The sequence below is a fragment of the Halosubterraneus shenae genome (assembly GCF_050510935.1).
GTDB lineage: Archaea > Halobacteriota > Halobacteria > Halobacteriales > Haloferacaceae > JBDGPU01.
Genome location: NZ_JBNLVO010000005.1, coordinates 312,000 through 337,027 on the forward strand (window position 1 = coordinate 312,000; position 25,028 = coordinate 337,027).

22 protein-coding genes are annotated in these 25,028 nt (G+C 68.0%); 13 read left to right on the top strand and 9 right to left on the bottom strand.

The window, feature by feature from the left end:
- Positions 1 to 126: 126 nt before the first annotated feature.
- Positions 127 to 561 (bottom strand): acyl-CoA thioesterase, encoded by a 435-nt coding sequence (locus tag ACQE3M_RS13060; protein WP_430506064.1) that lies wholly within the window; start codon positions 559 to 561, stop codon positions 127 to 129.
- A 120-nt stretch (positions 562 to 681) separates the two neighbouring features.
- On the opposite strand from ACQE3M_RS13060, the gene ACQE3M_RS13065 reads away from it, so the two are divergent.
- Positions 682 to 1,965, top strand: a complete 1,284-nt coding sequence (locus ACQE3M_RS13065) for an MFS transporter (protein WP_430506065.1) — start codon at positions 682 to 684, stop codon at positions 1,963 to 1,965.
- A 51-nt stretch (positions 1,966 to 2,016) separates the two neighbouring features.
- Here the strand turns inward: ACQE3M_RS13065 and ACQE3M_RS13070 are convergent, their stop codons facing one another.
- The 5 genes from ACQE3M_RS13070 to ACQE3M_RS13090 all read right to left on the bottom strand — a co-directional run bounded on the left by ACQE3M_RS13070 (position 2,017) and on the right by ACQE3M_RS13090 (position 10,080).
- Entirely contained in the window at positions 2,017 to 2,748 is a 732-nt protein-coding gene (locus ACQE3M_RS13070) for a methyltransferase domain-containing protein (protein WP_430506066.1), read from the bottom strand.
- A 122-nt stretch (positions 2,749 to 2,870) separates the two neighbouring features.
- On the bottom strand, positions 2,871 to 4,013 hold the full coding sequence (locus tag ACQE3M_RS13075) for a pyridoxal-phosphate-dependent aminotransferase family protein (RefSeq protein WP_430506067.1): 1,143 nt from the start codon (positions 4,011 to 4,013) through the stop codon (positions 2,871 to 2,873).
- Between the two features lie 138 nt (positions 4,014 to 4,151).
- Positions 4,152 to 6,101 (bottom strand): threonine--tRNA ligase, encoded by a 1,950-nt coding sequence (gene thrS / locus ACQE3M_RS13080; RefSeq protein WP_430506068.1) that lies wholly within the window; start codon positions 6,099 to 6,101, stop codon positions 4,152 to 4,154.
- A gap of 101 nt (positions 6,102 to 6,202) precedes the next feature.
- Positions 6,203 to 6,661, bottom strand: a complete 459-nt coding sequence (locus ACQE3M_RS13085) for a response regulator (protein WP_430506069.1) — start codon at positions 6,659 to 6,661, stop codon at positions 6,203 to 6,205.
- Positions 6,661 to 10,080 (bottom strand): MEDS domain-containing protein, encoded by a 3,420-nt coding sequence (locus ACQE3M_RS13090; RefSeq protein ID WP_430506070.1) that lies wholly within the window; start codon positions 10,078 to 10,080, stop codon positions 6,661 to 6,663. The genes ACQE3M_RS13085 and ACQE3M_RS13090 overlap by 1 nt, the downstream gene beginning before the upstream one ends.
- Positions 10,081 to 10,355: 275 nt before the next feature.
- Here ACQE3M_RS13090 and ACQE3M_RS13095 point away from each other — a divergent pair, with 275 nt between their 5' ends.
- The 5 genes from ACQE3M_RS13095 (at position 10,356) to ACQE3M_RS13115 (ending at position 15,721) form a co-directional block, all read left to right on the top strand.
- Positions 10,356 to 12,689 (top strand): DEAD/DEAH box helicase, encoded by a 2,334-nt coding sequence (locus ACQE3M_RS13095; RefSeq protein WP_430506071.1) that lies wholly within the window; start codon positions 10,356 to 10,358, stop codon positions 12,687 to 12,689.
- Positions 12,690 to 12,755: 66 nt separating this feature from the next.
- On the top strand, positions 12,756 to 13,424 hold the full coding sequence (locus ACQE3M_RS13100) for a DUF6517 family protein (RefSeq protein WP_430506072.1): 669 nt from the start codon (positions 12,756 to 12,758) through the stop codon (positions 13,422 to 13,424).
- Positions 13,425 to 13,584: 160 nt separating this feature from the next.
- Entirely contained in the window at positions 13,585 to 13,779 is a 195-nt protein-coding gene (locus tag ACQE3M_RS13105) for a cold-shock protein (RefSeq protein WP_430506073.1), read from the top strand.
- Between the two features lie 281 nt (positions 13,780 to 14,060).
- Entirely contained in the window at positions 14,061 to 14,582 is a 522-nt protein-coding gene (locus ACQE3M_RS13110) for a MaoC/PaaZ C-terminal domain-containing protein (RefSeq protein ID WP_430506074.1), read from the top strand.
- Positions 14,583 to 14,662: 80 nt separating this feature from the next.
- Positions 14,663 to 15,721: a DNA-methyltransferase gene (locus ACQE3M_RS13115; protein ID WP_430506075.1), complete on the top strand. Its 1,059-nt coding sequence runs from the start codon at positions 14,663 to 14,665 to the stop codon at positions 15,719 to 15,721.
- A 95-nt stretch (positions 15,722 to 15,816) separates the two neighbouring features.
- Here the strand turns inward: ACQE3M_RS13115 and ACQE3M_RS13120 are convergent, their stop codons facing one another.
- Positions 15,817 to 16,473 (bottom strand): helix-turn-helix domain-containing protein, encoded by a 657-nt coding sequence (locus ACQE3M_RS13120; RefSeq protein WP_430506076.1) that lies wholly within the window; start codon positions 16,471 to 16,473, stop codon positions 15,817 to 15,819.
- A gap of 91 nt (positions 16,474 to 16,564) precedes the next feature.
- Between ACQE3M_RS13120 and ACQE3M_RS13125 the strand changes: the two genes are divergently transcribed.
- The 6 genes from ACQE3M_RS13125 to ACQE3M_RS13150 all read left to right on the top strand — a co-directional run bounded on the left by ACQE3M_RS13125 (position 16,565) and on the right by ACQE3M_RS13150 (position 21,267).
- Positions 16,565 to 17,506 (top strand): Phenylacetic acid catabolic protein, encoded by a 942-nt coding sequence (locus ACQE3M_RS13125; protein ID WP_430506077.1) that lies wholly within the window; start codon positions 16,565 to 16,567, stop codon positions 17,504 to 17,506.
- Positions 17,507 to 17,508: 2 nt separating this feature from the next.
- Positions 17,509 to 17,835, top strand: coding sequence for a 1,2-phenylacetyl-CoA epoxidase subunit PaaB (gene paaB / locus ACQE3M_RS13130; RefSeq protein ID WP_430506078.1), 327 nt, complete (start codon positions 17,509 to 17,511; stop codon positions 17,833 to 17,835).
- On the top strand, positions 17,832 to 18,659 hold the full coding sequence (paaC, locus tag ACQE3M_RS13135; protein ID WP_430506079.1) for a 1,2-phenylacetyl-CoA epoxidase subunit PaaC: 828 nt from the start codon (positions 17,832 to 17,834) through the stop codon (positions 18,657 to 18,659). The genes paaB and paaC overlap by 4 nt, the downstream gene beginning before the upstream one ends.
- Positions 18,660 to 18,751: 92 nt before the next feature.
- On the top strand, positions 18,752 to 19,237 hold the full coding sequence (paaD, locus tag ACQE3M_RS13140; protein WP_430506145.1) for a 1,2-phenylacetyl-CoA epoxidase subunit PaaD: 486 nt from the start codon (positions 18,752 to 18,754) through the stop codon (positions 19,235 to 19,237).
- Positions 19,238 to 19,239: 2 nt separating this feature from the next.
- Complete coding sequence (paaE, locus tag ACQE3M_RS13145) at positions 19,240 to 19,404, top strand: 1,2-phenylacetyl-CoA epoxidase subunit PaaE (RefSeq protein ID WP_430506080.1); 165 nt, start codon at positions 19,240 to 19,242, stop codon at positions 19,402 to 19,404.
- 93 nt (positions 19,405 to 19,497) lie between these two features.
- Positions 19,498 to 21,267, top strand: coding sequence for an adenosylcobalamin-dependent ribonucleoside-diphosphate reductase (locus ACQE3M_RS13150; protein WP_430506081.1), 1,770 nt, complete (start codon positions 19,498 to 19,500; stop codon positions 21,265 to 21,267).
- A 4-nt stretch (positions 21,268 to 21,271) separates the two neighbouring features.
- On the opposite strand, the gene ACQE3M_RS13155 is transcribed toward ACQE3M_RS13150, so the two are convergent.
- Complete coding sequence (locus ACQE3M_RS13155; RefSeq protein ID WP_430506082.1) at positions 21,272 to 23,041, bottom strand: DNA mismatch repair protein; 1,770 nt, start codon at positions 23,039 to 23,041, stop codon at positions 21,272 to 21,274.
- Between the two features lie 153 nt (positions 23,042 to 23,194).
- Complete coding sequence (locus ACQE3M_RS13160; RefSeq protein WP_430506083.1) at positions 23,195 to 23,500, bottom strand: UPF0058 family protein; 306 nt, start codon at positions 23,498 to 23,500, stop codon at positions 23,195 to 23,197.
- A gap of 188 nt (positions 23,501 to 23,688) precedes the next feature.
- Between ACQE3M_RS13160 and ACQE3M_RS13165 the strand changes: the two genes are divergently transcribed.
- The gene (locus tag ACQE3M_RS13165; RefSeq protein ID WP_430506084.1) at positions 23,689 to 24,948 is read left to right on the top strand and encodes an MFS transporter; all 1,260 of its coding nucleotides are present in this window, start codon (positions 23,689 to 23,691) and stop codon (positions 24,946 to 24,948) included.
- Positions 24,949 to 25,028 lie beyond the last annotated feature (80 nt).

The following is a 25,028-nucleotide window of genomic DNA, read 5'->3' on the forward strand; positions in this document are numbered from 1 at the left end:
GTCAGCGGCAGGTCACACGACGGGCAGAACACCCGGTCACAGCTCTGGTCGCCCATACCCGTCGTTCGGCGTGTGAGTAGTTGACAGTTTCGGCGGTCGCGACAGGACGAACCGAGCGTCGGCGCGCTACTCCGTCGCCAGCGCCTCCTCCTTCAGCCGCCGGCCGCGCTCGGAGGACACGGTCAGCTCCGGCACCGGCGTCGGCTCGTTCTCCTCGTCGATGGCGACGAAGACGAACGTCGACTCGGTGGTCTGCTCGATCTCGCCGCTTCGCGGCTGCTCGCGGAACGCCCGCAGGCGAACGCGCAGGCTCGTGCGCCCCGTGTCGTAGACGTACGCCCGGATCACCGCCGTATCGCCGACGGGGACGGGGCGCTTGAAGTCCATCCCCTCGATGTTGGCGGTGACGCACGTCTCTCCGGCCATGCGCATTGCGGACATGGCGCCAACTTCGTCCATCCACTTCATGATGTTGCCCCCGTGCGCGTTGCCGTAGTTGTTGGTGTGGTTCGGCTGGATCCGCGAGCGGTTCTCCAGATACGTCTCCATCAGGTCGACCATGGAGGCACCTCACGGCCGCGGTGCTTGAGGCTTTGCGCAGGGCGCTCGGTCTCGGAATGCCGGCGCGGGCGATGGCTTCGAACCGAAACCGCTTTTCAGTGCCCACCCACCGGTAGGAACGTGACCGACGGCGACTCCCGGTTGCAGTTCTACGCGCTCTACCTGACCCGGTTCGCGGAGGGGTTCGGGTTCATCACGCTGCTGACGCTGCTCCCGACCTACATCAACAATCTCGACCCGCAAGCGACGACCGTTCTCGGCATCACGATCAGCGCCGGGTTCATCATCGGGATGTACACCACCGGCTTCACGCTGGCCCAGACCGCCGCGGTCGTCCCGCTCGCGTGGGCCGGCGACCGGTTCGACAAGCGGACGATGCTGCTCGGCACGCTCGCGCTCGGCGCCGGCGTGTACGCCTTATTCCCCGTCGTCGACTCCTCCGCCTCCTTCGTCGCGATCCGCGCGCTCCAGGGCGTCGCCGTCACCGGCGCGGGGTTGATGAGCCTCTCGCTGGTCGGCCAGATCGCGCCCGTCGGCACCCGCGCAAAGGCCATCGGCCGGGCGAACGCCGCCGCCTTCGCCGCCTCCATCGTTGGCTCGCTGTCGGCCGGCGCGATCTACGACGCCGTCGGCTTCGGCCCCATCTTCTCGATCATCGTCGTCCTCATGGTCGTCGCCTGGGCCGGGCTGTACGTCTTCCTCGAGCCGGACGAGACGCGCGTCGAGGGGTTCCCCTTCACCGACCTCGCCGTCAATCGGAAGCTGATCACGATCTCCAGCTTCCGCTTCCAGTACGCTTTCGCCGTCACGATGGTCCGGACGTGGATCCCCATCTACGCCGGCACGGAGATGGCCGCCGGCGGGCTCGACGTCGCCGCCCTCGCGGTCGCCGTCACCGTAACGGCCGAGAAGGGCACGAACATGGTCGGCCAGCTGTTCACCGGCCGCCTCTCCGACAGCTTCGGCCGCGCTCTGTTCGTCTTCGCGGGGGGCGGGAGCTACGGGCTCATCTCGCTCGCGATCCCGTTCGCGCCCGAGATCGGCGCCATCATCGGCGCGCCGGCGTCGCTGCCGTTGCTCGGCGCGACGCCGCCCGCGTACCTCCCGCTCGTGATACTCTCCGGGCTCCTCGGCGTCGTCGATTCCTTCCGCGAGCCCGCGAGCATGGCGCTGTTCGCGGACGAGGGCACCGACGAGGGGGGCGTCGCCTCCAGCTTCGGCATCCGCGAGCTCGTCTGGCGGCCCGGCTCCGTCGCCGCGCCGCTGATGGCCGGCTGGCTAATGGTCGAAGTGAGCATGGCCTCGGTGTTCTTCGTCGGCGGCGCGTTCGCGATCACCGGCGCGCTGGCGTTCCTCGGGATCCTCGCTCGCGATTACGGAAAAGAAGCGCTGACGGCGTGGTGATCGGCCTGGCGATCGGCGCCGGCGACCGTCGCTACGGTCTAACGGGCCGAGTTACTCCTTCTCGAGCATCGCGTCGTAGTGAGCGCCGTCCGTCCCGCCGCGCTTGACCTCGCGTACTGCCCACGAAGTTTCGGCGGCGGCCTCGCGCAGCCGGTCGGGTGAGAACAGCCGAAAGTGGAGCACCGGGTCCGCGTCGCCGTCGTACTCGAACCAGTTCACGCGGTGCGCGAGGCCCGTCGGCTCGTCCGCCCTGTAGCCCAGCATCGCCTCGCCGTCGCCGCGGGTCGGGTCGTAGCAGTCGACGATTGCCGTCGCGTCCGCCGTCGTCACGTGCGCGAGGTCCCCGAGAAACGCCTCGACGCCGGCGAGCGACCCCGCGAGACCGAGCTGGGTGCCGTGCGCGAGCGCCGACGCGAAGCGGTCCGCCGGGAACAGCTCGCGGAGCGTATACATGTCCCCCTCCCTGGCGTCGTCGACGCCGCGATCGCGCATCGTCTCGACCAGCGCCGGGCTCGGATCGACGGCGACCGTCTCGAACTGCTCCTGGAAGTACAGCGCGTGTCGCCCGGCGCCGGCACCGAGATCGACGAGTGGCCCCTCGAGTCGCTCGGCGAACCAGCGGTGATCCGCACTCGTCTCGGGGTCGAACTCGGTGAAGTAGAACTGCTCGATCGGGTGTTCGCGGCGCTCGGAACCGTCGACCTGGTAGAGCGGTTCCGCCAGGTCGCCGCGGTGGTGATCGCGAATGGCTCGTCCGAAGGCGTCGGGATGGTCGGCAGCCATGGCTGCAGGTGACAGCCTGTCGGAAAAAGTGTATGTGAGAGTCGGTACCAGTCAACAACGACGGCAGTACGGTGGACCTGCGACCGGCGTAGTGACGGGAAATCCCGGACCGCAGCGACCGCTTACGCCTCGAAGCCCTGCTCCGCGAGGGCTTCCTCGAGGACGGACAGCAGGAACTCGACGTTCTGCGAGCGCGCGGAGTGACCCATGCAGCCGATGCGCCAGATGTCGCCGGAGAGCGCACCGAGGCCGGCGGCGATCTCCAGGTCGTACTCGTTCAGCAGGTAGTCGATAACCGCACCGTCGTCGACGCCGTCCGGGACCTGCACCGCGTTGAGGCTGGGGAGCCAGTACTCGTCAGGCGCGTTCATCTCGAGGCCCATCTCCTGCAGGCCGGCCTTCAGGTCGCCCGCGACGTCGCGGTGGCGGGCCCAGCGCTGCTCGATGCCCTCCTCGGCGACGAGCCGGAGCGCTTCGCGGAGCGCGTAGACGTTCGAGACGGGCGCCGTGTGGTGGTAGGCACGCTCGTCGCCCCAGTACCCTTCCAGTAGCGAGAGGTCGAGGTACCACGAGCGCGGATCCTCCTCGCGGTCGAGGACCTTGTCCATCGCGCGGTCGTTGAGCGTCAGCGGGCTCGCGCCCGGCGGGCAGGAGAGACACTTCTGGGGGCCGGAGTAGGCGACGTCGACGTCCCAGTCGTCGACGCGGAGCTCCACGCCGCCGAGCGAGGTGACGGTGTCCGCGATGACGTACGCGTCGTGGGCGTGCGCGATGGACGTGAGCTCGTCGACGTTCGGCTGGAGGACGCCGGTCGACGTCTCCGCGTGGACGAAGCCGAAGACGTCCGGCTGGTACTGCTCGAAGGCGGCCTCGACGTCGGCCGGGTTCAGGGGCTCGCCCCACGGCGCCGACACCTCGACGACCTCGCCGCCGGCGCGGCGCGCCATCGACGCCATCCGGCCGCCGAAGTAGCCGTTCGTCGGGACGAGCATCGTGTCGCCCGGCTCGACCACGTTGCCGATGGCGGCCTCCATCGCCGCCGACCCGGTGCCGGAGACGGGGATGGTCCACTGGTTGTCCGTGCGGAACGTGTACCGCAGGAGCTCCTGCGTCTCGTCCATGATCTCGACGAAGGAGGGGTCGAGGTGGCCGACCAGCGGCGTGCTCATCGCTTTCAGTACGCGGGGGTGCGCCTCGCTCGGACCCGGCCCCATCAGGGTCCGGTCCGGCGGCGTCAGCTCGCCAACGTCGGGTGCGTCGCTCATGGACGTGAGTTGCGGTGGGAGGCCAAAAACGCGGCGATAGCGGGTTCAGGCCGTCGATCCCGTGTGAAGGGCTCCCGTGACAGCGGAGATATTTTCGGCCCGAAGGGTGAGTAAACTCGGGGACCTGCCGCCGTCCGCTTACTCGCCGACGAAGTCGGGTTCGATGCGCTTCTCGTCGCGTTCGCGTTCGAGGTGGTCGAGGAAGTCCTCGAGGTCGACGTCGTCGGCCTCCGCCTCGAAGCGGTCGCGGACGGAGACGGTGCCGGCGTCCTCCTCGTCGTCACCGACGATGAGCATGTACGGGAGGCGGTCGTCGTGCGCCTCGCGGATCTTGCGGCCGACCGTCCAGTCGCGGTCCTCGACTTCAACGCGGAAGCCCGCGTCGTCGAGCTCGTTCTTGACGCGGTGGGCGTAGCCGAGGTTGTCGTCGGAGACGGGGAGCACGCGGACCTGCTCCGGCGCGAGCCACGTCGGGAAGTTGCCGTTGAAGTGCTCGATGAGCACCATGAAGAAGCGCTCGTAGCTGCCGTAGAGCGCCCGGTGGATCATGACGGGCTGGTGGTCCTCGTTGTCCTCGCCCGTGTACGTCAGGTCGAACCTGTCGGGCATGTTGAAGTCGAGCTGGACCGTCGGGCCGTCCCACGTGCGACCGAGGGCGTCCTCGAAGCTGAAGTCGATCTTCGGGCCGTAGAAGGCGCCGTCGCCGGGCTCGAGGTCGTAGTCGTACCCCCCCGAGTCGAGCACCTCGCGGAGCTGGTCCTCGGCGGACTCCCAGATCTCGTCGCTGCCGACGGACTTCTCCGGGCGGGTCGCCAGCGCGACCTCGACCTCGAGGTCGAACGTCTCGATGACCTCGAAGATCATGTCCATCACCTGGCGAACTTCCCCCTCGATCTGGTCCTGCTGGACGAACAGGTGCCCGTCGTCGATGGTGAACGCCCAGACGCGGGAGAGCCCGGAGAGCTCGCCGCGCTGCTCCTTCCGGTACACCTTCCCGTTCTCGAAGTAGCGCTGGGGGAGCTCCCGATAGGACCACGACTTCTGGTCGAAGATGGTGGCGTGGCCGGGGCAGTTCATCGGCTTGAGGCCGTACTCCTCGTCGTTGACGTCGAGGAGGAACATGTCGTCCTGGTAGTTGTCGTAGTGGCCGGACTGCTTCCACAGCTCCGTCCGGAACAGGTGCGGCGTTTCCACCTGCTCGTAGCCCGCGTCCTCGTTGAGCTCGTTGACGAACCCCTCCAGCTCGCTGAGCACCGTCTTGCCGTTGGGGTGATACAGCGGGAGCCCGGGACCCGTCACCGTCGGGATGGAGAACAGGTCCATCTCCTGGCCGAGCTTGCGGTGGTCGCGCTCCTTGGCCTCCTCGCGCATCTCGAGGAACTCCTCGAGGTCGGACTCGGATTCGAAGGCGGTCCCCGTGACGCGCGTGAGCTGCTGATTGTCCTCGTCGCCGCGCCAGTACGACGCGGAGATGTTGAGCAGCTCGACGGCGCCGATCTCGCCGGTCGAGTCGACGTGGGGGCCCTGACAGAGGTCCTGCCAGGCGTCCTGCTTATAAAACGTGACCGTCTCCTCGCCAGCGGCCTCCTCCGCGAGGATCTCCCGTTTGAACTCGTTGTCCGCGTAGATCTCCTCCGCCTCCTCGCGGTCGCGCTCGACGCGCTCGATGTCGTAGTCGGCCTCGATGATCGACTCCATCTCCGCCTCGATGGCCTCGAGGTCGTCCTCGTCGAGGTCGACGTCCGCGACGTCGTAGTAGAAGCCCTCCTCCGTCGGCGGGCCGATGGTGAGCTCCGCCTCGGGGTACTCGCGCTGGAGCGCCTGGGCGAAGACGTGGGCTGCCGAGTGGCGCAGCACCTGCAGATACTCGTCGGACTGGTCGGTCACGATCTCGATCTCGGCGCCGTCGTACACCTCGTCGTGCTTCGAGACGAGCTCGCCGTCGAGTTTGCCCGCAACCGTGTCGCGTCCGAGCCCCGGGCCGATCTCGTAGGCCACGTCCTCGACTGTCGACCCCTCCGGCACGGTTATCGCTGATCCGTCCGGAAGGACGACCGTCACGTCGGCCTGGGAGTCGCTTTCGCTCATACAACGGACAAACCAGACGAGGGGTTTAAGGGTTATTGGACGCCGTCACGACGATACACACCCCCGAAACGACTTTGCGCGCTTCGGTCCGAAACGACCGGTTACTGTGACGACGAGCTGCTCGGCAGCACGGCCGTCGATATCCAGAAGTCGGTGAGCGTCTCGATCCGGTCCGCGAACTCCTCGGGATCGACCGGTTTGATCAGACACGCGTTCGCGTGCTGCTCGTACGCCTCCTCGAGGTCGGCCGTCGCCTGGGAGCTGGTGAGGACGACGACCGGAAGCTGTCGTAGTTCCGGTGTGGATTTGATCTCCCGCAGCACGTCGTGTCCGCTGGTGGCCGGGAGGTTGAGGTCGAGAAGCACGATCTCGGGCATCGGGGCGTCCGCGTACTCGCCACGTTGGTTCAGCCAATCGAGCGCGTCGCTCCCGGTGCGGGCCGTGTGTAGCGTTCCCGGCAGGTCGCGTTCGTCGAAGGCTCGCTCGACCAGCGTGACGTCCCCGCTGTTGTCCTCGACGAGCAACACGTCGACCGCCGCTGTCGGTCCATCCTCACTCATCACTGGGCGTCGCTCCTGGGCAGCGTGAAGTGGAACGTCGATCCCGTGCCGGGTTCGGACTCGACCCAGATGTCCCCGCCGTGATTCTCGACGATCTCCTGACACAGCGAGAGTCCGATGCCCGTACCCGTGTACTCATCATCGTGATGCAGTCGCTTGAAGACTTCAAAGATCCGGTCCGCTCTCCCCGGATCGATGCCGATGCCGTCGTCGGCGACGGTGAACTCCCAGCACTGGGCCCGTTTTCGGGCGTCGACTTCGACCGCAGGGTCCGCCTCGTTGTACTTGATCCCGTTCGAGACGAGGTTCCGGAACAGCTGCTCGAGCTGATCGCGGTCGGCCCGGACCGTCGGCAACGACTCGGCGGAGACGGTCGCGTCGGTCTTCTCGATCCGCGCCTGGAGGTCGTCGCGGGTGCGGTCGAGGACGGCGCCGGTGTCGACCCGCTCGAGTTCGCCCTCCGACTGCTCGACGCGAGAATACGCGAGCAGGTCGTCGACCATCTCCCGCATGCGCTCGGCGCCGTCGACGGCGAAGTCGACGTACTCGTGAGCGGTTTCGTCGAGGTCGTCGCCGTACTGGTCATCGAGCAGTTGCAGGTAGCTCGACACCATCCGCAGCGGCTCCTGCAGGTCGTGGGAGGCCGCGTAGGCGAACTGCTTCAGGCGGTCGTTCGACTGCTGGAGCTGGTCGATCGTTTTCTCGAGATCCGCTTTGTGCTGGCGACGTTCGAGCTCGTAGCCGATGCACTGGCTCATGAGGTCCAGGAACGCCAGCTCGCCCTCCGTGAACGGCTCCGTCCGGACCTTCGTGTCGACGAAGAAGATGCTCCCGTACGTCGCCCCGTCGACCGAGACGGGGATCCCGGCATACGCCTCCAGGTCGTCGACGGCGAGGGACGGCGATTCACGGGGCGGCGGACCAGCACTCCCTGTTTCAACAGCCGACTCGACATCGACAGTACAGAAGGGCTCGCCGGTGTCGACGACGCGGCGGCAGTAGTCGTCCGGCAGCGCCGAAACCGTCGGTTCGTCGAATTCGGGATGCATGCTGTTCAGCTGCTCGACGACGAAGGAATCGCCTGTCTCCCGGTTGAGCGCCCCGATCGGTAAGTCGAGGTGCCGGCGACCCACCTCCAGCAGCCGGTCGATCTTCTCGTCGGTCGTGAGGTCGCTGTTCGCGGTGATCTCGTAGAGCTCTCGTTGCGACTGCTTGTGCTCGCGGCGCTCGATCTCGTAGCTCACCCACTGGCCCATCAGATCGAGGAACGTCCGCTGTGCGTCCGTGAAGGGTCGTTCACGTGGATCCTCGCTGGCGAACCAGAGCGTGCCGTACGGCGTCGACCCGCTGGTCACCCTCGTGCCGAAGTAGCTCGTCAACCCGAGCTTCCGGTGGATCCGGTCGTCCTCCCATTTCGTCCCGCGGACGTCGACCCGACAGACCGGGGAGTTCTCCAGCATCGTCTGCCGACAGAAGCAGCCCTCGTCCGGATCCGTCCACAGCGGTTTGTCCTCCGGGCTGACGTCGAGCCCGACGCCCGTCTCCAGCCGGAACTCGCCGTCCCACGAGGGGAGGTGGTTCAGCCCCGCCATTTCGAGGTCGAACCGCTCGCAACCCAGTTCGAGTAGCTGCTCGACCTTCTCCCCGAACGAGAGCGTCGCGTCGGAGGTGATCTCGTAGCTCTTGCGGAGATACTCCTCCCGGCGGCGGCGCTCCAGCTCGTACCCGACCCACTGGCCCATCAGGTCGAGGAACGTGCGCTCGGCTTCGGTGAATCCGGAGTTCCGTGGCTCCGAGGAGACGAAGAACAGCGTCCGGTCGAGGTCGTCGTCGAGGCCGATCCGGGTGCCGAGATACGAGTTCACGCCGAACTCCTCGTAGGCGAGCGAGCCCTCGAAGCCGTCTTCGAGCGGATCCGCGATACCGGTCGTCTGCCCCTCGGCGGTGTGGACCCGACAGTACGTCTCCGAGAGCGCAACCTCCGTATCCGGCTGAAGGTGCGTGTGGTCAGTACTGACTCGCTCGACGATGAACCGGTCGGTCTCTCGGTCGATACGGGCCATGCCGCCGAGGTCGAGGTCGAAGCGCTCGCAGCCGAACTCGAAGAGATCCTGGATCTTCTCCTCGAAGGTCCGCTCAGTATCGGCAGCGATCTCGTAGAGCCGGCGCTGGTCCTGCTCGTGTCGTCGGTGTTCGAGCTCGTACTTGACCCACTGGCCCATCAGCTGCAGGAACTCGCGTTCGTCCTCGGTGAAGCCGCGCGTCCGCGGTTCGTCGGTCACGAAAAAGAACGTTCGATTCGTGGCGCCGTCGACTTCGATGGCCGTACCCAGATACGCCTGGAGTCCGTACTCCTGATACATCGTGACGTCGTCGTAGTCCGCGGACTCGGGGTCATCGATACTCGCTGGGGTGTCGACCGAGGTAGCCGCACGGCAGTACGTCTCCGAGAGCGGGAGCTGGAGGCCGGCCTCCATGTGTTCGTGGTCACCGCTCACGTACTCGAGCTCGAACCGGTCCGCGTCGGCGTCGATCCTGGCCATCCCGCCGAGGTCGACGTCGAATCGATCACAGCCCAGTTCGAACAGTGCCTGGAGCTTCTCCTCGAAGTCCCGGTCCGGATCCGCGGTGATCTCGTTTTGCTCCCGCAGGGACTCCGTATGTTCCTTCAGCTCAACTTTCGCCTCGGTTCGTTCGCGGAGCGTCCCCAGCATGCGCTCGACCTCCTTTTCGGGGTTATCCGGACCGAAGAACTCCCCGGGCGGCGTGTAGTAGACGTTGTGGGAGACGACGTTGTCGCGAATGAGCATCGGATGCGTCCTGACGACGTCCCGAATCACGGCCGGCGGAAACCGGGTTTCGTCATACTGACACACGGCGACGATGTCCCCGTCCGAGAACAGCTCGTTGACCCGGCCCTCGTACTCGACGAGGTCCTCGACCGCGGGGTCCTCCCCGAACACCCAGGTCATCTCGGCGGCGACGCGGAGCGACTCGTAGTCGGCCGTCGCGTCCGCGATGGCCTCCTCCAGGAAGGCGATCATGTCGTCGGGATCGAAGGACCCGTCCTCGAGGTAGGTCTCGCCGGTCGTGTGAATCGATAGAGCGCCGGACTCGATGGCGGCCTCGGCGTCGACGCCGCCGGCCTGCAGCTCCGCGACGATCTCGGCCCGAGAGTGGTCGTCGGCGACGTACATGCACCGCTCGTTCCGGTCGAGACCCTGTCGCACGAACGGCACGACGCTGCCGAACTGCTCCTCCCGGTCCTCGTGTACCAGCGCGAAGTGGTCGTGCGCGTGGTCGTGCCCGTCGAGGGGCTCGACCGGCCCCTGAAACGCCGAACTGCGACGGAGGGCTTCGAGCCCGCTTCCCGGACCGTAGTCGCCGCCGTCCGACAATCCGTCCACCTGCTGACTCATTACGGGGGCAAACAGGCTCAAAGCGCTTAAAGCTGCGCGTCGCGACTGAACCTCTCGCGAGCACCGAACGCAAGACCGCTGACGACTGTTCGGCGTCGACGACGCGACATCGGACCACGAACTGCCGCAATCGAAACCGCTGGATCCGCTGCCGTCGACGCCGCCTCGACACCGCCGCTTGCAACTGCCACAGCGGACCGCGACCGGTGCTTCCGGCCGTCCGCGGATCCGACCGACCGCAACGGTTAGGCGTCCCGACTCCCGACCCCTACGCAGTGGACGACATCGTCGAGTGGCTCCGCGACCGCCCCTACTACGAGGGGCAGATCGCCGACCATCGCCGGATCCCCGGCCAGGAGCCGGAGTTCGCGGACGTCGACCTCAAGCCCCGCATGGTGAAGACGCTCGACGAGCAGGGCGTCGACCGCCTTTACCGACACCAGGCCGAGGCCATCGAGGCGGTGCGCGACGGCGACGACGTCGTCATCGCGACGGCGACGGCCAGCGGGAAGTCGCTGGCGTACACGGTCCCCGCCTTCGAGAACGCGATGGACCACGGCGGCCGGACGCTGTACGTCGGCCCCCAGAACGCCCTCGTCGAGGACCAGGCGGAGACGCTCTCCGAACTCGCCCGGGGGCTCGGCTTCGGCTCGCGCGTCTCCGTCGACCAGTATACCGGCCGACAGTCCCGAAGCGAGAAGCGCGACGTCCGCGACCGGCGGCCGACGGTCCTCCTCTCGAATCCGGACATGGTCCATTACGGGCTGCTCCCGCACGGCTACAACCTCTGGGAGTGGTTCTTCTCCTCGCTCGAGCTGGTCGTCATCGACGAGGTACACAGCTACCGCGGCGTCTTCGGCTCGCAGGTCGCGCTGACGATGCGCCGACTCAATCGCATGTGCGAGCGCTTCGGCGCCGACCCGCAGTTCGTCTGCTGCTCGGCGACCATCGGCAACCCGGTCGACCACGCGGCGACGGTCACCGGCCGCGACCCGGACGGCTTCACCCTCGTCGACGAGGACACCTCGGGCCACGGCCCCCGTGACTGGGTGCTGTGGAACCCGCCGGAGTACGACGACGACTGGCAGGAGCGGGGGAGCGGCCGACGCAAGTCGAGCCACACAGAGACGAAGCGGCTCTTCACCGACCTCGTCACGAAGGGGCTCCAGACGCTCACCTTCACGCGGGCCCGCCAGACCGCCGAGCAGTACGCGACCGACAGCGCGACCGAACTTCGGGAGCGCGGTGAGGGCGACCTCGCCGGCAAGGTCGGCGCCTACCAGGCCGCGCTGAAGCCGGCAAAGCGCCGCGAGCTGGAGGACCGCCTCCACTCGGGGGACCTCCGGGGCGTCTGGTCGACGAACGCCCTCGAGCTCGGCGTCGACGTCGGCGGCCTCGACGCGGTGCTGATGGACGGCTACCCCGGAACGCGCATGTCGGCGTTCCAGCAGGCCGGACGCGCGGGGCGCGGCGACGACCCCGCCCTGGTGATGATGGTCGGCGGCGAGGACCAGCTCGACCAGTACCTCATGGCGAATCCCGAGGACGTCTTCGAGGCGCCGCCGGAGGACGCCATCTGTGACCCGGAGAACGACCAGCTGCTCCCGCGCCACGTCGCCTGCGCCGCCAACGAGAACTGGCTCTCCGAGGACGACGAGGCTCACTTCGGCGAGCCCTTCTCGGACGTCGTTTCGCGGTTCGCGGACGCCGGCGTCTTAAAAAGGCGGGAGACGGACGACGGCCCCCGCTGGACGTTCAACGGCGACGGCAGCCCGCAACACGACATGAACCTGCGGACGGCCGAGGAGCGGGAGATCAGCCTAATCGACCAGTCGAGCAACGAGACGATCGCGACGCTCGGCTTCTCGGACGCGCTCCGGGACGCGCACCCGGGGGCGATCTACCACCAGCAGGGGCGAACCTACGAGGTCGTCGACCTCGACCTCGACCGCGACACAGCGCGACTCCAGCAGTCCTGGGCCGACTACTACACGCAGATCCTGTCGGAGAAGGACGTCGTCGTCAACGAGGACCTGAAGACGGAGCCACTCTCGGCGCGCCCGGACACGACCGTCCGCTTCGCGGACGTCACCGTCACGGAGCAGATCACCGGCTACGAGCGGAAGGACTCGAAGACGGGCGAGACGCTCGGGACCTCGACGCTGGACCTGCCGGAGACGACGCTCCGGACGAAGTCCCTCTACTTCCCGGTCCCCGAGGACGTGGAGTTCACGATGCGCGAGGCGGCGGGCGAGTACGGCTTCAACGGCGGCATCCACGCCGCCGAGCACGGGATCATCTCCCTGTTCCCGTTCCACCTGCTCTGTGACCGCGCGGACGTCGGCGGCCTCTCGACGCCGTATCACGCCCACACCGACTCGGCCGCCGTCTTCATCTACGACGGCTACCCGGGCGGCGTCGGCCTCACGCGGCGCGGCCACGCGCGAGTCGAAGAGCTGTTCGAGCGGACGGCGACGCTCATCGACGGCTGTGACTGCGCTGACGGCTGTCCGGCCTGTGTGCAGTCGCCCCACTGCGGGAACGCGAACGACCCCCTGGCGAAAGCGCCGGCAGTCCAGCTGCTCGAAGCGTTGCTTGGTGACGAATAGCAAGGGTAGAGCGGCTCACACGTTCGGCCGGGGATTATAAGAAGGCCAGCGCCAAAGGGCCACCACATGCAAACGCGTCGTCAACTGATCGGTGCGCTGGCCGGAACCGGAGTTATCGCGACGAGTGGCTGTCTGGGTATCCTCACCGGCGAGGAGGCCTACGAGGCGTCCGCGTCGCCCGTTCGGGCGAGCGACGACGCGAGCCAGGAGACGGGCTACGAGCTGAAAGGCGTCGAGTCCCAGGAGATCGAGGAGACGCGCGAGATCGCCGGGCAGGAGCGCACGGTCGTCGCGACAAACTGGATCGCCACCTACGAGAAGACGCTCGACCACCCGATCCTCGGCGAGACGGAGACCGGCGTCTTCGCGGCCGTGTCGACGCCGGCCTTCGAGATCGCGGGCCAGACGCTGAGCCCGGTCAAGGACTACAGCAACAAGAAGCTCGTCACACTCCTCGCCTCCCAGTACGAGCAGCTGGAGGTCAACGAGGAGGTCGCGACGAACAGCCGGTCGACGCTCGGCACGAGCGTCGAGATCTCGAAGTTCGACGCGACGGCGACGTTCAACGGCCAGGAGATCGACATCTTCGTCCACGTCGGCTCGCTGAAGGACGGCGAGGACTTCGTCATCCCCGTCGGCATCTACCCGCAGCAGCGCGAGGACGAGGAGGAACCCAACATCGTGACGCTCATCGAGTCGCTCGAGCATCCGGCGGCAACGCCGACCGAATCGTAACAACGACAGCGAGACCGCTCGGAACGGGCTGCTGCTTTCCGGAGGATCCGGCGAAGGCCGACCGATTCACCGCCGCTTCGGAAGTTCCAGCGTATTTAAACCCGGATCCACCATAGAATATTTATAAACGGAGCCGGTATGTGAGCGTGGAGACGCAGTAATGGCTACTGGCACTGTAGACTTCTTCAACGACACTGGCGGCTACGGCTTCATAGAAACCGACGAGTCCGACGAGGACGTGTTCTTCCACATGGAAGACATCGGCGGCCCCGACCTCGAGGAGGGGCAGGAAGTCGAGTTCGAGATCGAACAGGCAGACAAGGGTCCGCGCGCGAAGAACCTCGAGCGCCTGTAAGAGACCCCCCTGACGAGGCGACGCTGACCTCGCGGGGATCGCTGCCGGTGTCGTCGTTCCGGTGACGATCCGCTCGCGGACGGCTCGCGTCCGGGCGACCGCGTCGCTGCGGCGCCCGTTTGTATTTTTCGACGACGTCGACCCGATAGTCACCCGTCCGCCGGCGGCGACTGCGATGACAACGTCGGCGATAGCGACGCCGATAGCGACGCCGATAGCATCTGCGATATCGCCGGCCTCGACGCGCGAGGGACGCTAGCCGCGACGCCGAATCGGCGAACGTGACCGGGTCGCCGCCCACGACGGTAACTATTTATCCTGAAGGTCGCAACCGCTCGGGCATGCCATACAGCTACGAGCCGCACCACTTCGAGGATTTCACCGTCGGACAGGAGTTCGAGAGCGTCGGGCGAACCGTCACGGAGTCGGACGTCACCTTCCACTCGATGTTCACGGGCGACTGGACGGAGCTGCACTCCAATAGCGAGTACGCCGAGGACGGCGCGTACGGCGAGCGCGTCGTCCACGGCCCGATGACGTTCACGCTCGCGACGGGGTTCGTCTACCGGTGCGGGTTCCTCGAACGGACGGTCCGCGCGTTCCTCGGGATGGACTACATGGAGATACCGGCACCCGTGACCATCGGCGACACCGTCTCACTCGACATGGAAGTCACCGAGAAGAAGGAGCTCTCCTCCGACCCGACCGCCGGCATCGTCGTCATCGACACCGAAATGCGAAACCAGGAGGACGAGACCGTCTTCGAGGGCGACATGAAGTTCATGATCGAGCGCGAGTCCTGACCGACTGCGACGCTCGCACTGCCAAACTCCCGTTTCTCCCGAACCCGACTTATAAATGGCGTGTCGTGGTACCAGGCAGCATGAAGACCGAGCATCGCGTCGTCGTCGGCGACGCGCGCTCGCTCGACGGCCTCGCCGACGATAGCGTCGAGCTGGTCGTCACCTCGCCGCCGTACCCGATGATCGAGATGTGGGACGACCTGTTCGCCGACCTCGACCCCGAGATCGGCGCCCTCCTCGACGCTGCAGAGGGACGAGCCGCGTTCGACGCGATGCACGAACAGCTCGACCGCGTCTGGGCGGAGGTCGAGCGCGTCCTCGTCGACGGCGGCATCGCCTGCGTCAACGTCGGCGACGCGACGCGAAAGGTCGGTGAGAGCTTCCGCGTCTATCAGAACCACTCGCGGATCGTCGACCGCTTCGAGGCGCTCGGCTTCGAGCCGCTCCCCGAGATCCTCTGGCGGAAGCCGGCCAACGCCGGCGCGAAGTTCATGGGCAGCGGCATGCTGCCGCCGAACGCCTACGTCACGCTCGAACACGAGTACGTCCTCGTGTTCCGGAACGGTACGGAGCATCGGACGTTCGAATCCGGCAGCGAGCGGCGCTACAACTCGGCGTTCCTCTGGGAGGAGCGCAACCGCTGGTTCAGCGACCTCTGGACCGACGTCCGCGGCGACCGCCAGACGCTCGACGCGGCGGCCCCGCGCGAGCGCTCGGCAGCATTCCCGTTCGCCATCCCGTACCGCCTGATCAACATGTACAGCGTCTACGGCGACACCGTCCTCGACCCGTTCTGGGGGACCGGCACGACGTCGCTCGCAGCGATGGTGGCCGGACGCTCGTCAGTCGGCTACGAGCTCGAAGCGTCGCTCACCGAGGTGTTCGCGGACCGAGTCGCGGACGTGGCGGCCCTCTCCCGCCGCGTGGTCGACCGCCGGCTAGCGGACCACCGCGAGTTCGTCGCGGAGCGGCAGGCGGCCGGTGAGGAACTCGGGTACGAGGCCGAGTACTACGACTTCCCGGTCACGACGAAACAGGAGCGCCCGATCCTGCTGTACACCGTGTCCGACGTGGAGCGGACGGAGTCCGGATACGAAGTCGTTCACGAGCCGGTCGGCGGGCGAGGGTCCGGATCTTAAAAGGGCGCCGGTGCCCATTGCAACGGCCCGCGACTGCGACGGCACGAGTCCGACACTACTGCTCGGTCACCGATCCCACGAACTGGGTCGACGGGCTACTCCGACTCTCCGTCCCCGAACTCACGGCCGAACAGCCGGTTCTGCCCACGTCGGAGGCGCTCGAGGAACGCGGACTTCGAGATGTCGAGGTCCGCGGCGACCTCGGTGGCGGTCGCCTCCCGGGGAACCTCGAAGTAGCCGGCGTCGACGGCGGCCCTGAGCGCGGCCTCCTGCTGCGGGGTGATGTCCCACCGGGCTGCGACCGGGTCGCTGTCCTCCGGACCGAGCGGGTAGAGTCGCCGGACGGAGACGCCGACGGTTTCGCCCGCGGCTTCGAGAACGTCGCCGAGCACGTCGCGGCCGACGACCGCGCCCGTGTATCGCTCCTCGCCGTCGGCATAGCGGAGCGACTCCGCGAGGAACCCACGGTCGACGAGTCGATGCACGACGCAGGGGGACAGCGAAACGCACCGGAAGTCCGTGCGGTCTCCGTCGTCGGCGGCGTGCAGGTACCGGATCCGGTCGTCGGCGCCGAGCGCGCCCGCGAGCGACCCGTCCGGGTCGGCCGCCGAAAAGCGGAGCAGCGTCGTCCCGTCCGCGCGGCGCTGGGGCGGCTGCGCGTCGACGGCGACGCCGCTCGATCGCGACGCCGTCGCCAGCGGACAGCCGTCGCCCTCGACGTGGAACTCGACGACGAGGCACTCCTCGATCATGTGGGACGATCACGCGGCGATCGCTTATAAAGCCCGTCTATACGCGGGTTAACTGATATCCCCCGACCGCGAGTAGATCTAACCAACGATCATGAACATCGAAGAGGTCACGGAGCGCGCCGGGCCGCGCGCGTTCAGTCCGGCCGACGACATGCCGGACGAGTATCGCGAGGCGGCGACCCGGATGATCCAGTTCCACGCGAACAGCGAGGTGATGGGCGGGTATCTCGACAAAGCGTTTACCCGCCACGCGCCGAGCCTGGACCGGAAGCTGGCGTGTACGGCGAAGACCCAGGACGAGATCGGCCACGCCCAGCTGCTCTACCGGGCCGCGGAGACGCTCGGCGTAAAGACGCGCGACGAGATGCTCGACGAGCTCGCCGCGGGCGAGGGGAAGTTCCTCAACTGCTTTCACTACCCGGTCGACTCCTGGTACGAGGCGCCGATGATCGACTTCTTCGTCGACGGCGGCGCCATGCGCCGGCAGGCGACCCTGAAGACGACCTCCTGGGAGCCGTACGCCCACGCGATGGACAAGGTCTGCTTCGAGGAGGGGTTCCACGTCAAACATGGCGAGTCGATCCTCAAGGAGCTGATGACCAGCTCGAAGGCCGTCCAGGAGCGCGTCCAGGAGACGTTCGAGGAGTGGTGGCCGCGGATCGTCCAGTTCTTCGGTCCCCCGGACGAGGACAGCAAGCACAACGACTTCGCGCAGGCGGTCGGACTCAAGACCGCCTCGAACGACTACCTGCGCCAGTCGTTCCTCGACATGTACATCCCCAAAGCCGAGAAGTACGGCCTCGAGATCCCGGACCACCCCCGGATCGAGTACGACGAGGAGACCGGTCGCTACGAGCTGGAGTACGACGACCTCGACTGGGACGAGTTCTGGACCATCGCGCAAAACGACTACGAGGGCTCGGAGATCCAGATCGGCTCCCGTCGCCAGCGACAGGAGGCGGTGGCGTGGGTCCGGAGCGCGCTCGACGACCACGAAACCCGGGCCAGCCTCGCCGCGGAGGCGGCCGACTGACCATGATCTACGAAGTCTTCCGCCAGGAGGAGCCCGGCGAGGCTCACCAGCACTGCGGCAACGTCCACGCGCCCGACCGGGAGATGGCGCTGCTGTTCGCGCAGATCCAGCACGGACGACGGATGACGACGAACAGCCTCTGGGTCGCGCCGAAGGAGGAGATCGGCGAGGTGTCGGCCGACGAGACCGCCTTCGGTGGCACAACGGACAAGTCGTACCGCTGGGCGATGACGTACAACGACATCGACGCCAGCTTCGCCGAGGAGGTCGCGGAGAGCGAGGAGGAGCAGCGCGAGGCCGCCGAGAAGCGCGAAGAGGTGGAGCCGTGACGCCCACGACCCGCTACGCCGGCCCGGACGAGCTCGACGCCGACGCGGCCGAGGCACTCGAGACACTGCTCTTCCGCCTCGCCGACGACGAGTTCGTCCACGCGGAGCGGCTCACGGAGTGGCAGATCTACGCACCGACGCTCGAATCCGACCTCGCGCTGGCGAACATCGCGCAGGACGAGTTCGGCCACGCCCGCCTCTGGTACGACCTGCTGGAGGACTTCGGCTACAGCGAGGCCGACTGCATCTGGGAGAAACCGCCCGGACAGTGGCGCCACGCCACCCTCGTCGAGCGGCCCTTCGCCGACGACGGCTGGGGCGACGCCGTCGTGCGCGGCTACCTCTACGACGTCGCCGAGCGGCTCCGCCTGGAAGCCATCGTCGACAGCAGCTACGAGCCGCTGGCCGACCGCGTGGAGAAGGTGCTCTCGGAGGAGCAGTACCACCGCGAGCACGCCGAGAACTGGCTGGACCGACTTGCCGACAGCGACGAGCGCGACCGGATCCAGCGCGCCGTCGACGACCTGTTCCCCCACGCACTCACCATCTTCGAGGCCGGCCCGCACGAGCCAGCGATCCGCGCGAACGGCTTCCGGACGGAATCGCTGGAGGCCCTCCGCGAGGAGTGGCTCGACGTCGTCGTGCCACACCTCGAATCGCTGGAGTTCGTCGTGCCCGACCCGGACGAAGTTCGCCCGAACGGTATCCGCGGCCGCGACGGGACGCACACCGACGCCTGGCCCGAGCTGTACGAGGCGTTCACCGCGACGTACGACGACCTCCAGCCCGACGAGCCGGTGACGCTCCGGGGTGAGGAGGCGTGACGACGCCCGACCTCGGTAACGGCGTTGGCGGCGCGGGCAACGCAACCGACGACGAGGCCGACGAGTCGCCCGAGCCGTCCGACATCCAGTCGATCCGCGAGGAACACGGCGCCGTCGACCCCGCGGATCCGCGCGAGGACCGTGCGCCGGTCGGTTCGGACGCCTGTGCGTACACGAGCTACGAGGACGGCGAGGCGCCCGACGAGTACCCGAAGACCGGCGCCGGCACCGAGGGCGTCGCGCGCGACGTGTGGAACGCGCTCTACGAGGTCCAGGACCCCGAGATGCCCGTCTCCGTCGTCGACCTTGGACTCATTTACGACGTTGAGGTCGAGGACGCGGACGGGGACGGCGCTGGCGACGGACGCGAGGGCACGACGGTGACGGTCGAGATGACGCTGACGTACACCGGCTGTCCGGCTCGCGACGTCCTGACGAACGACGTCCGCTGTGCAGCGGAGACGGTCCCCGAGGTAGCGAGCGCCGAGGTCGACCTCCGGTACTCGCCGGAGTGGAACGTGAACATGGTGACCGACCGGGGACGGGCCGACCTCCGCGAGTTCGGCCTCAGCGTCTGACGATGCGCTTCGATCCATCGACGGCGACGGACGAGGCGGACGGCCCTGTCGAATGCCCGTACTGCGGGTCGACCGACACGGAGCGCGACCACCCGAAAGGGTCGGGGCTCTGCCGCTCGATGCACTACTGCGCCGCCTGCGATCAGCCATTCGAGCGGTTCGGATAACCCTCCGGGTGGTCGCACTCGCGGGCCGCGCCGGGGGAACCGGCCACCGCGTTTTTGCCGGGTCGTGGCGTGCGTTACCACAGAGGTTCGACTGTGGACAACCTTGACGACGTGGCCGAAACGGTGCTCGAAGCGCGCTACTTGCAGCAGGACGAGGCGGGGAACGTGGTCGAAACCCCCGCGGAGCTGTTCGAGCGCGTCGCCCACGACCTCGCGCGGGCGGAGAGCCAGTGGGGCGGCGATCCGGACGCGGTCGAGGAGCGGTTCCACGACGCCCTTTCGTCCCTGGAGTTCCTCCCGAACTCGCCGACGCTCATGAACGCCGGCACGGAGCTCCAGCAGCTAGCGGCCTGCTTCGTCCTCCCGGTCCCCGACTCCATCGACGGCATCTTCTCCGCGCTGAAGTCGACCGCGCTCATCCACCAGAGCGGGGGCGGCACGGGCTTCACCTTCGGCGACGTCCGGCCCTCGGGCGACGTGGTGATGAAGACCGGCGGCGTGGCCAGCGGCCCCGTGAGCTTCATGCGCATCTTCGACGCCGCGACCGAGCAGATCAAGCAGGGCGGGCGCCGCCGCGGCGCGAACATGGGGATTCTCCCAGCCCATCACCCCGACGTCGACGACTTCGTCACGGCGAAGGAGGAAGAGGGCGCGCTGCGAAACTTCAACGTTTCCGTCGCCACCGACGAGGCCTTCTGGGACGCGTACGAGGCGGGCGAGCAGTACCCCCTGATAAATCCCCGGACCGGGGAGGCGGTCGACGCCGTCGACCCCGAAGCAGTCCTCGATTCCTGTGCGCGGATGGCCTGGGGCGTCGGCGACCCTGGGGTCCTCTTCCTCGACCGGATCAACGCGGAGAACCCGACGCCGGAGGTCGGCCGGATCCGCGCGACGAACCCCTGCGGCGAGACCCCGCTGCTCCCCTACGAGGCCTGCGTCCTCGGCTCGGTAAACCTCTCGAAGATGACCGACGGCGACGCGGTCGACTGGGACAAACTCGACCGGACGGTCCGGACCGGGGTGCGCCTGCTCGACAACGCCATCACGCGCTCGGACTTCCCGCTCGAAGCGATCGAGGTGCGCATGGCCGCGAACCGGAAGGTCGGCCTCGGCGTGATGGGCTTCCACGACGCGCTCGTCGACCTCGAGATCCCCTACGACTCCGAGAAAGCGGTCGACTTCGCCGACGAGCTGATGGCGTTCATCTCCGAGAGCGCCCGGGACGCCTCCCGGGAGCTCGCCGACGAGCGCGAGCCGTTCCCGAACTGGGAGGAGTCGACCCACGACGAGCCGGTCCGGAACGCGACGACGACCTCCATCGCACCGACCGGGACCATCTCGCTCATCGCCGGCTGCTCGGCCAGCATCGAGCCGGTGTACGGCGTCGCCTACGAGAAGCACGTGCTCGGCGGGCTCGACCAGGTGAACGACCGCTTCGTCGACGTCGCGAAGGAGCGCGGCTTCTACTCCGAGGAGCTCATGGACCGCGTCCGGGGCGAGGACTCGATCCAGGACGTCGAGGAGATTCCGGAGGACGTCAGGGAGCTGTTCCACACCGCCCACGACGTGCCGCCGGCGCGCCACGTCGAGATCCAGGCCGCCTTCCAGGAGCACGTCGACAACGCCGTGAGCAAGACCGTCAATATATCCCACGACGCCGACGTGGCGGACGTCCGCGACGTGTTCGAGCTCGCTCGCGACCTCGGCGTGAAGGGGATTACGGTGTTCCGGAGCGGGTCGCGCCGGGAGCAGATCCTCGGCGAGGATCCCCTCAAGGAGGAGTGCGCGAGCGAGTGCGACTGGGTGCCGCTCGAGGCGGAGATGGACGGCGGCAGTGACGGAAGCAACGCCGAATCCGACTGACCCGTCAGTCCTCCGGCGACCAGCGAGCGTCCGAGAGCGTGCGCTGCACGGCTTCCTCGCCGACCGCCTGCGCGAGGTGTTCGAACCCCTGCCTGACCGTGTGGTCGTTCGCGTCGGCGACGAGCCGGGAGACGATGAACTCCGGCGTCGACTTGCCGACCGTCCCGAACCGGGGCTGGTAGTCGACCTGGAGCTCCAGCTCCTGCGTGAGCCCCTCCGCGAAGATGCCGTCGATGCGCGCGCTGTCGGGGAGCGGGCTGAGGTCGTCCGCGAGGTGGGTGACGTAGACGCCGAGCGCCTCGCGGTCGACGGTGAGGTCGACGAGCCCGTTCAGCAGGTCGGCCGCGCGCCCGGGCTCGGTGATCGCCTCGAACTCGTCGACGAGCATCAGCGTCCGGCCCTCCTCGACGAGTGGCGGAACGACGGAGTTGAGCGTGGACTCGAGGACGCCCGCGTTGAAGGAGGCGTGCCGCCGGTGGAAGACGACGCGGTCGAAGCGCCCGACCTCGGCGGCCTCCGCGGGCACCGGAAGCCCCATCGCAGCCAGCAGCGCGACGCCACAGAGCGTCTCCAGCAGCGTCGTTTTCCCGCCGGAGTTGGCGCCCGTGAGGACCGAGACGCGGTCGCCAGCGGGCGGGCGCTCGCTGACCGCCATCCCCTCGTCCGGGAGGCCGTGGCCACCGACCGCGTAGGAGATCGGCTGAACCTCGCCACCGATGAAGAGGTTGCGTGCGTTCCGAACCGCGATCCCGTCCTCGACCAGCTCGGGACGGTTCAGGTCGTGTTCCGCCGCGAAGCGGCCGAGCGAGAGATAGAACGCCACGTCGGAGACAGCGTCGATGGCGGCGGCGACGTCGGCCTCCGCGCCGCCGATGCTCTCCCGGAGGTCGGCCGCGACGGTCGCTTCCCGGTCCTCCACGTCGGCCTCGAGGTCGGCGACGAGGTTCCGGAGCGTGCCGGAGACGAAGTCCGCGGCGTCGACGGCCTCGCCCGGGGCCGCGTCGCGGACGCGACCCGGATCGATGTCGGACCGGCCGGCGACGTGGTCGACGACGCCACTTTTGAAGGCCTCGAAGTCCGGGACCGAGCCGTCGCGGACGCTGTCGATGACGTCGAAGGCGGCGTTCTCGAGCTCGCGGGCGTCCGCGAGCTGGTCGCGGAGGCGGTCGAGTTCGTCGTCGGCGCCCTCGAGTACCTCGACACCGTCGTCGGTCTCGCGGACGTAGCCGAGGGCCCCGGCCGCCTCGCGGAGCGCGTCGGGGTCAACGTCGGCGAGCGCGTCGAACGTGTTGCCCTCCAGCCCGGCCTCGCGGAGCGCGAGGGCGGTCTCGACGGCGACGCGCTCGGAGCCGCCGGCCGCGTCGTACTCGTCGAAGGCGTCGACGACGTTCGCGCGCTGCTTCGCGCCGAGCCCCTCCCACGCGTCGCGGGCGTCGAGCACCTCGTCGAGCCGCGCCTGGATCGCGTCGCGGTCGGTTAACGGCGTCAGGACGCGGATCCGGTCGCCCGCGTGCTCGGTCAGGGCGTACTCGGCCGCCAGCGAGAGCAGGTCGTCGTAGACGGAGCGGGTGTCGCCCGTCGCGAGCACGTCCATCCCGGCCTCGCCGCTGGCGCGGCGGAGGATCCGCGTCGCGCGGCCCCGGGAGATGCCGGCGTCGACGAGCGCGCGCACGTTGGCCGACTCGATGGCCTCGACGGCCCGCTCGACGCCGAGCTCGGCCGTCAGCTGCTCGCTCGTCTTGGGGCCCACGCCCCAGTAGTCCTCGAGTCGCATACCGGAGGACTCTCGGCGGGTCTCTTGGGGTTTTCGTCCGGGGCAGCGTGCGGTGGAGGCCCAGTGGCCGAGGAGAGCGTCCGCTGCGAACCGTCACCGATAGCGATGGCTATCCAGTTTCACACATCGTCGAAAATAGAACCCTCGAGGTCGTTACGCGGCGATCGCGGTCGCGTCGTCGGCGGTCTCCGCTTCCTCGGGGGTCGCTGTCTCCGCATCCGTCTCGGCCACCGCGTCCGCGTCCGCAGTCATGTCCGCCTCGAGCGCGCCGGCGAGGGCGTCGGCCAGCGCCAGCGCGGCCTCCTCGTGCTCCACGCGGGAACCCTGCATCGTCATCGGCGACGTGCCGAGCTCCCGGTAGTCGGCGAGGTCGTCCTCGTCGACGTAGCCGCCCTCGTAGAGGTGCTTCGAGACTTCGCCGAGGAGACTGTGGAAGTGGATGAGTTGTCGCTTCTTCATACCTGAAAGAGGGCCGGAATACGGATAAATCCGTTGCCGAAATAACCACAGAAAGGTGCGTCATCGCATGCCACAGCCCCCGTACTTCCAGTTTACGTTCGGCTGAGAGCAGTTTATAAGCGACGAGCGTTCCGGCCGCGTCGGCCGCGATCGGAGCGTTGAGGTGGTCGCCCGCGTGAGTCGACCGCGTGCGCGACCCCCTGGCTCCGCTCCGCGGCTTTCGGCGGCCCGTCTACGTCGTCGGCCTCGGCCAGCTGATCAACCTCTTCGGCTCCGGGCTCGTCTACCCGTTCGCGACGGTTCACTTCCACCTGGTCGTCGGCATCCCGCTCTCGCTGGTCGGGATCGGCCTGCTCGCCAACAACGTGGCGACGGCTGTCGGGACCGCCCTCGGCGGCTACGCGGCCGACCGCTACGGCCGCAAACCGGTGATGGCCACGAGCATGTCGCTGTCGGCGGTCACGCTCGCCGCCTACGCGTTCGTCGGCGACCTCGCGGCAGCGACGCCGCTCTCACCCGCGCTCGCGTTCATCGGCGTGGCCGGCGCCGCGGGGCTGACGCTCGGGCTCTACGCCCCGGCCTCCCAGGCCCTCATCGCCGACTACACCGAGGGCGACGAGCGCGACCGCGGCTACGCCCTCCTGAAGGTCGCCAACAACGCCGGGTTCGGGCTCGGTTTCGTCGTCGGCGGGATCCTCTATGCCTACGCGGACCTGCTCGTCTTCATCGGCAACGGGCTGACCTCGGGGCTGTTCGCCATCGTCCTCGTGGCGCTCGTGCCGCGAGCCCACTCGGGGACGACGAACGTCGCGCTCCGCGACTCGATCGGCGACTGGGGGCGGGCCATCGGCGAGCGCCGGATCCTCGCGCTGGCCGCGATCAACGTCGGTTTCGCGGTGATGTACGCGCAGATGCAGGCGACGGTGCCGGTCGTCGCCACCGAGTCGCTCGGGCTCTCCTCCGAGCAGCTCGGAACCTTATACACGCTCAACCCGCTCGTCATCGTGCTGTTCCAGCTCCCCCTCGTCGCCGCCGTCACGGAGTGGCGGCGCACGCGCGGGCTCGCCATCTCCGCCGGGTTCTGGGCGGCGGCGATGCTCGCGATCTGGGCGGTTCCCGCGGTGCCGAACTGGGCGGGGATCGCGCTCGTCGGCGGCTTCCTCGTGCTGCGGACGTTCGGCGAGATCCTGCACGCACCGCTCATCACGTCGCTGACGTCGGACCTGGGCGAGGCCGACGACCGCGGCTCCCAGCTCTCGCTGCTGGAGGTCGCAAAACGGCTCGGCTTCGGCGTCGGCTCGGCCGTCGGCGGCGCGTTCTTCGACTACGGGTTCGCCTGGGCGCTCTGGCCGACGCTCGCGGTCGTCTGTGGGCTGATCGCGGTCGCCGTCGTCGCCATGGAACGACACGTCACGCCGGCCGAGAACGGTGCCCGTGCGGCCGGTTGAAGATACCTGACACCGCTTTCGGACCGGCGAGGACCCTCGATGGTACCCGAGGAAGGGAGTACACTTATCATTGTGACCCG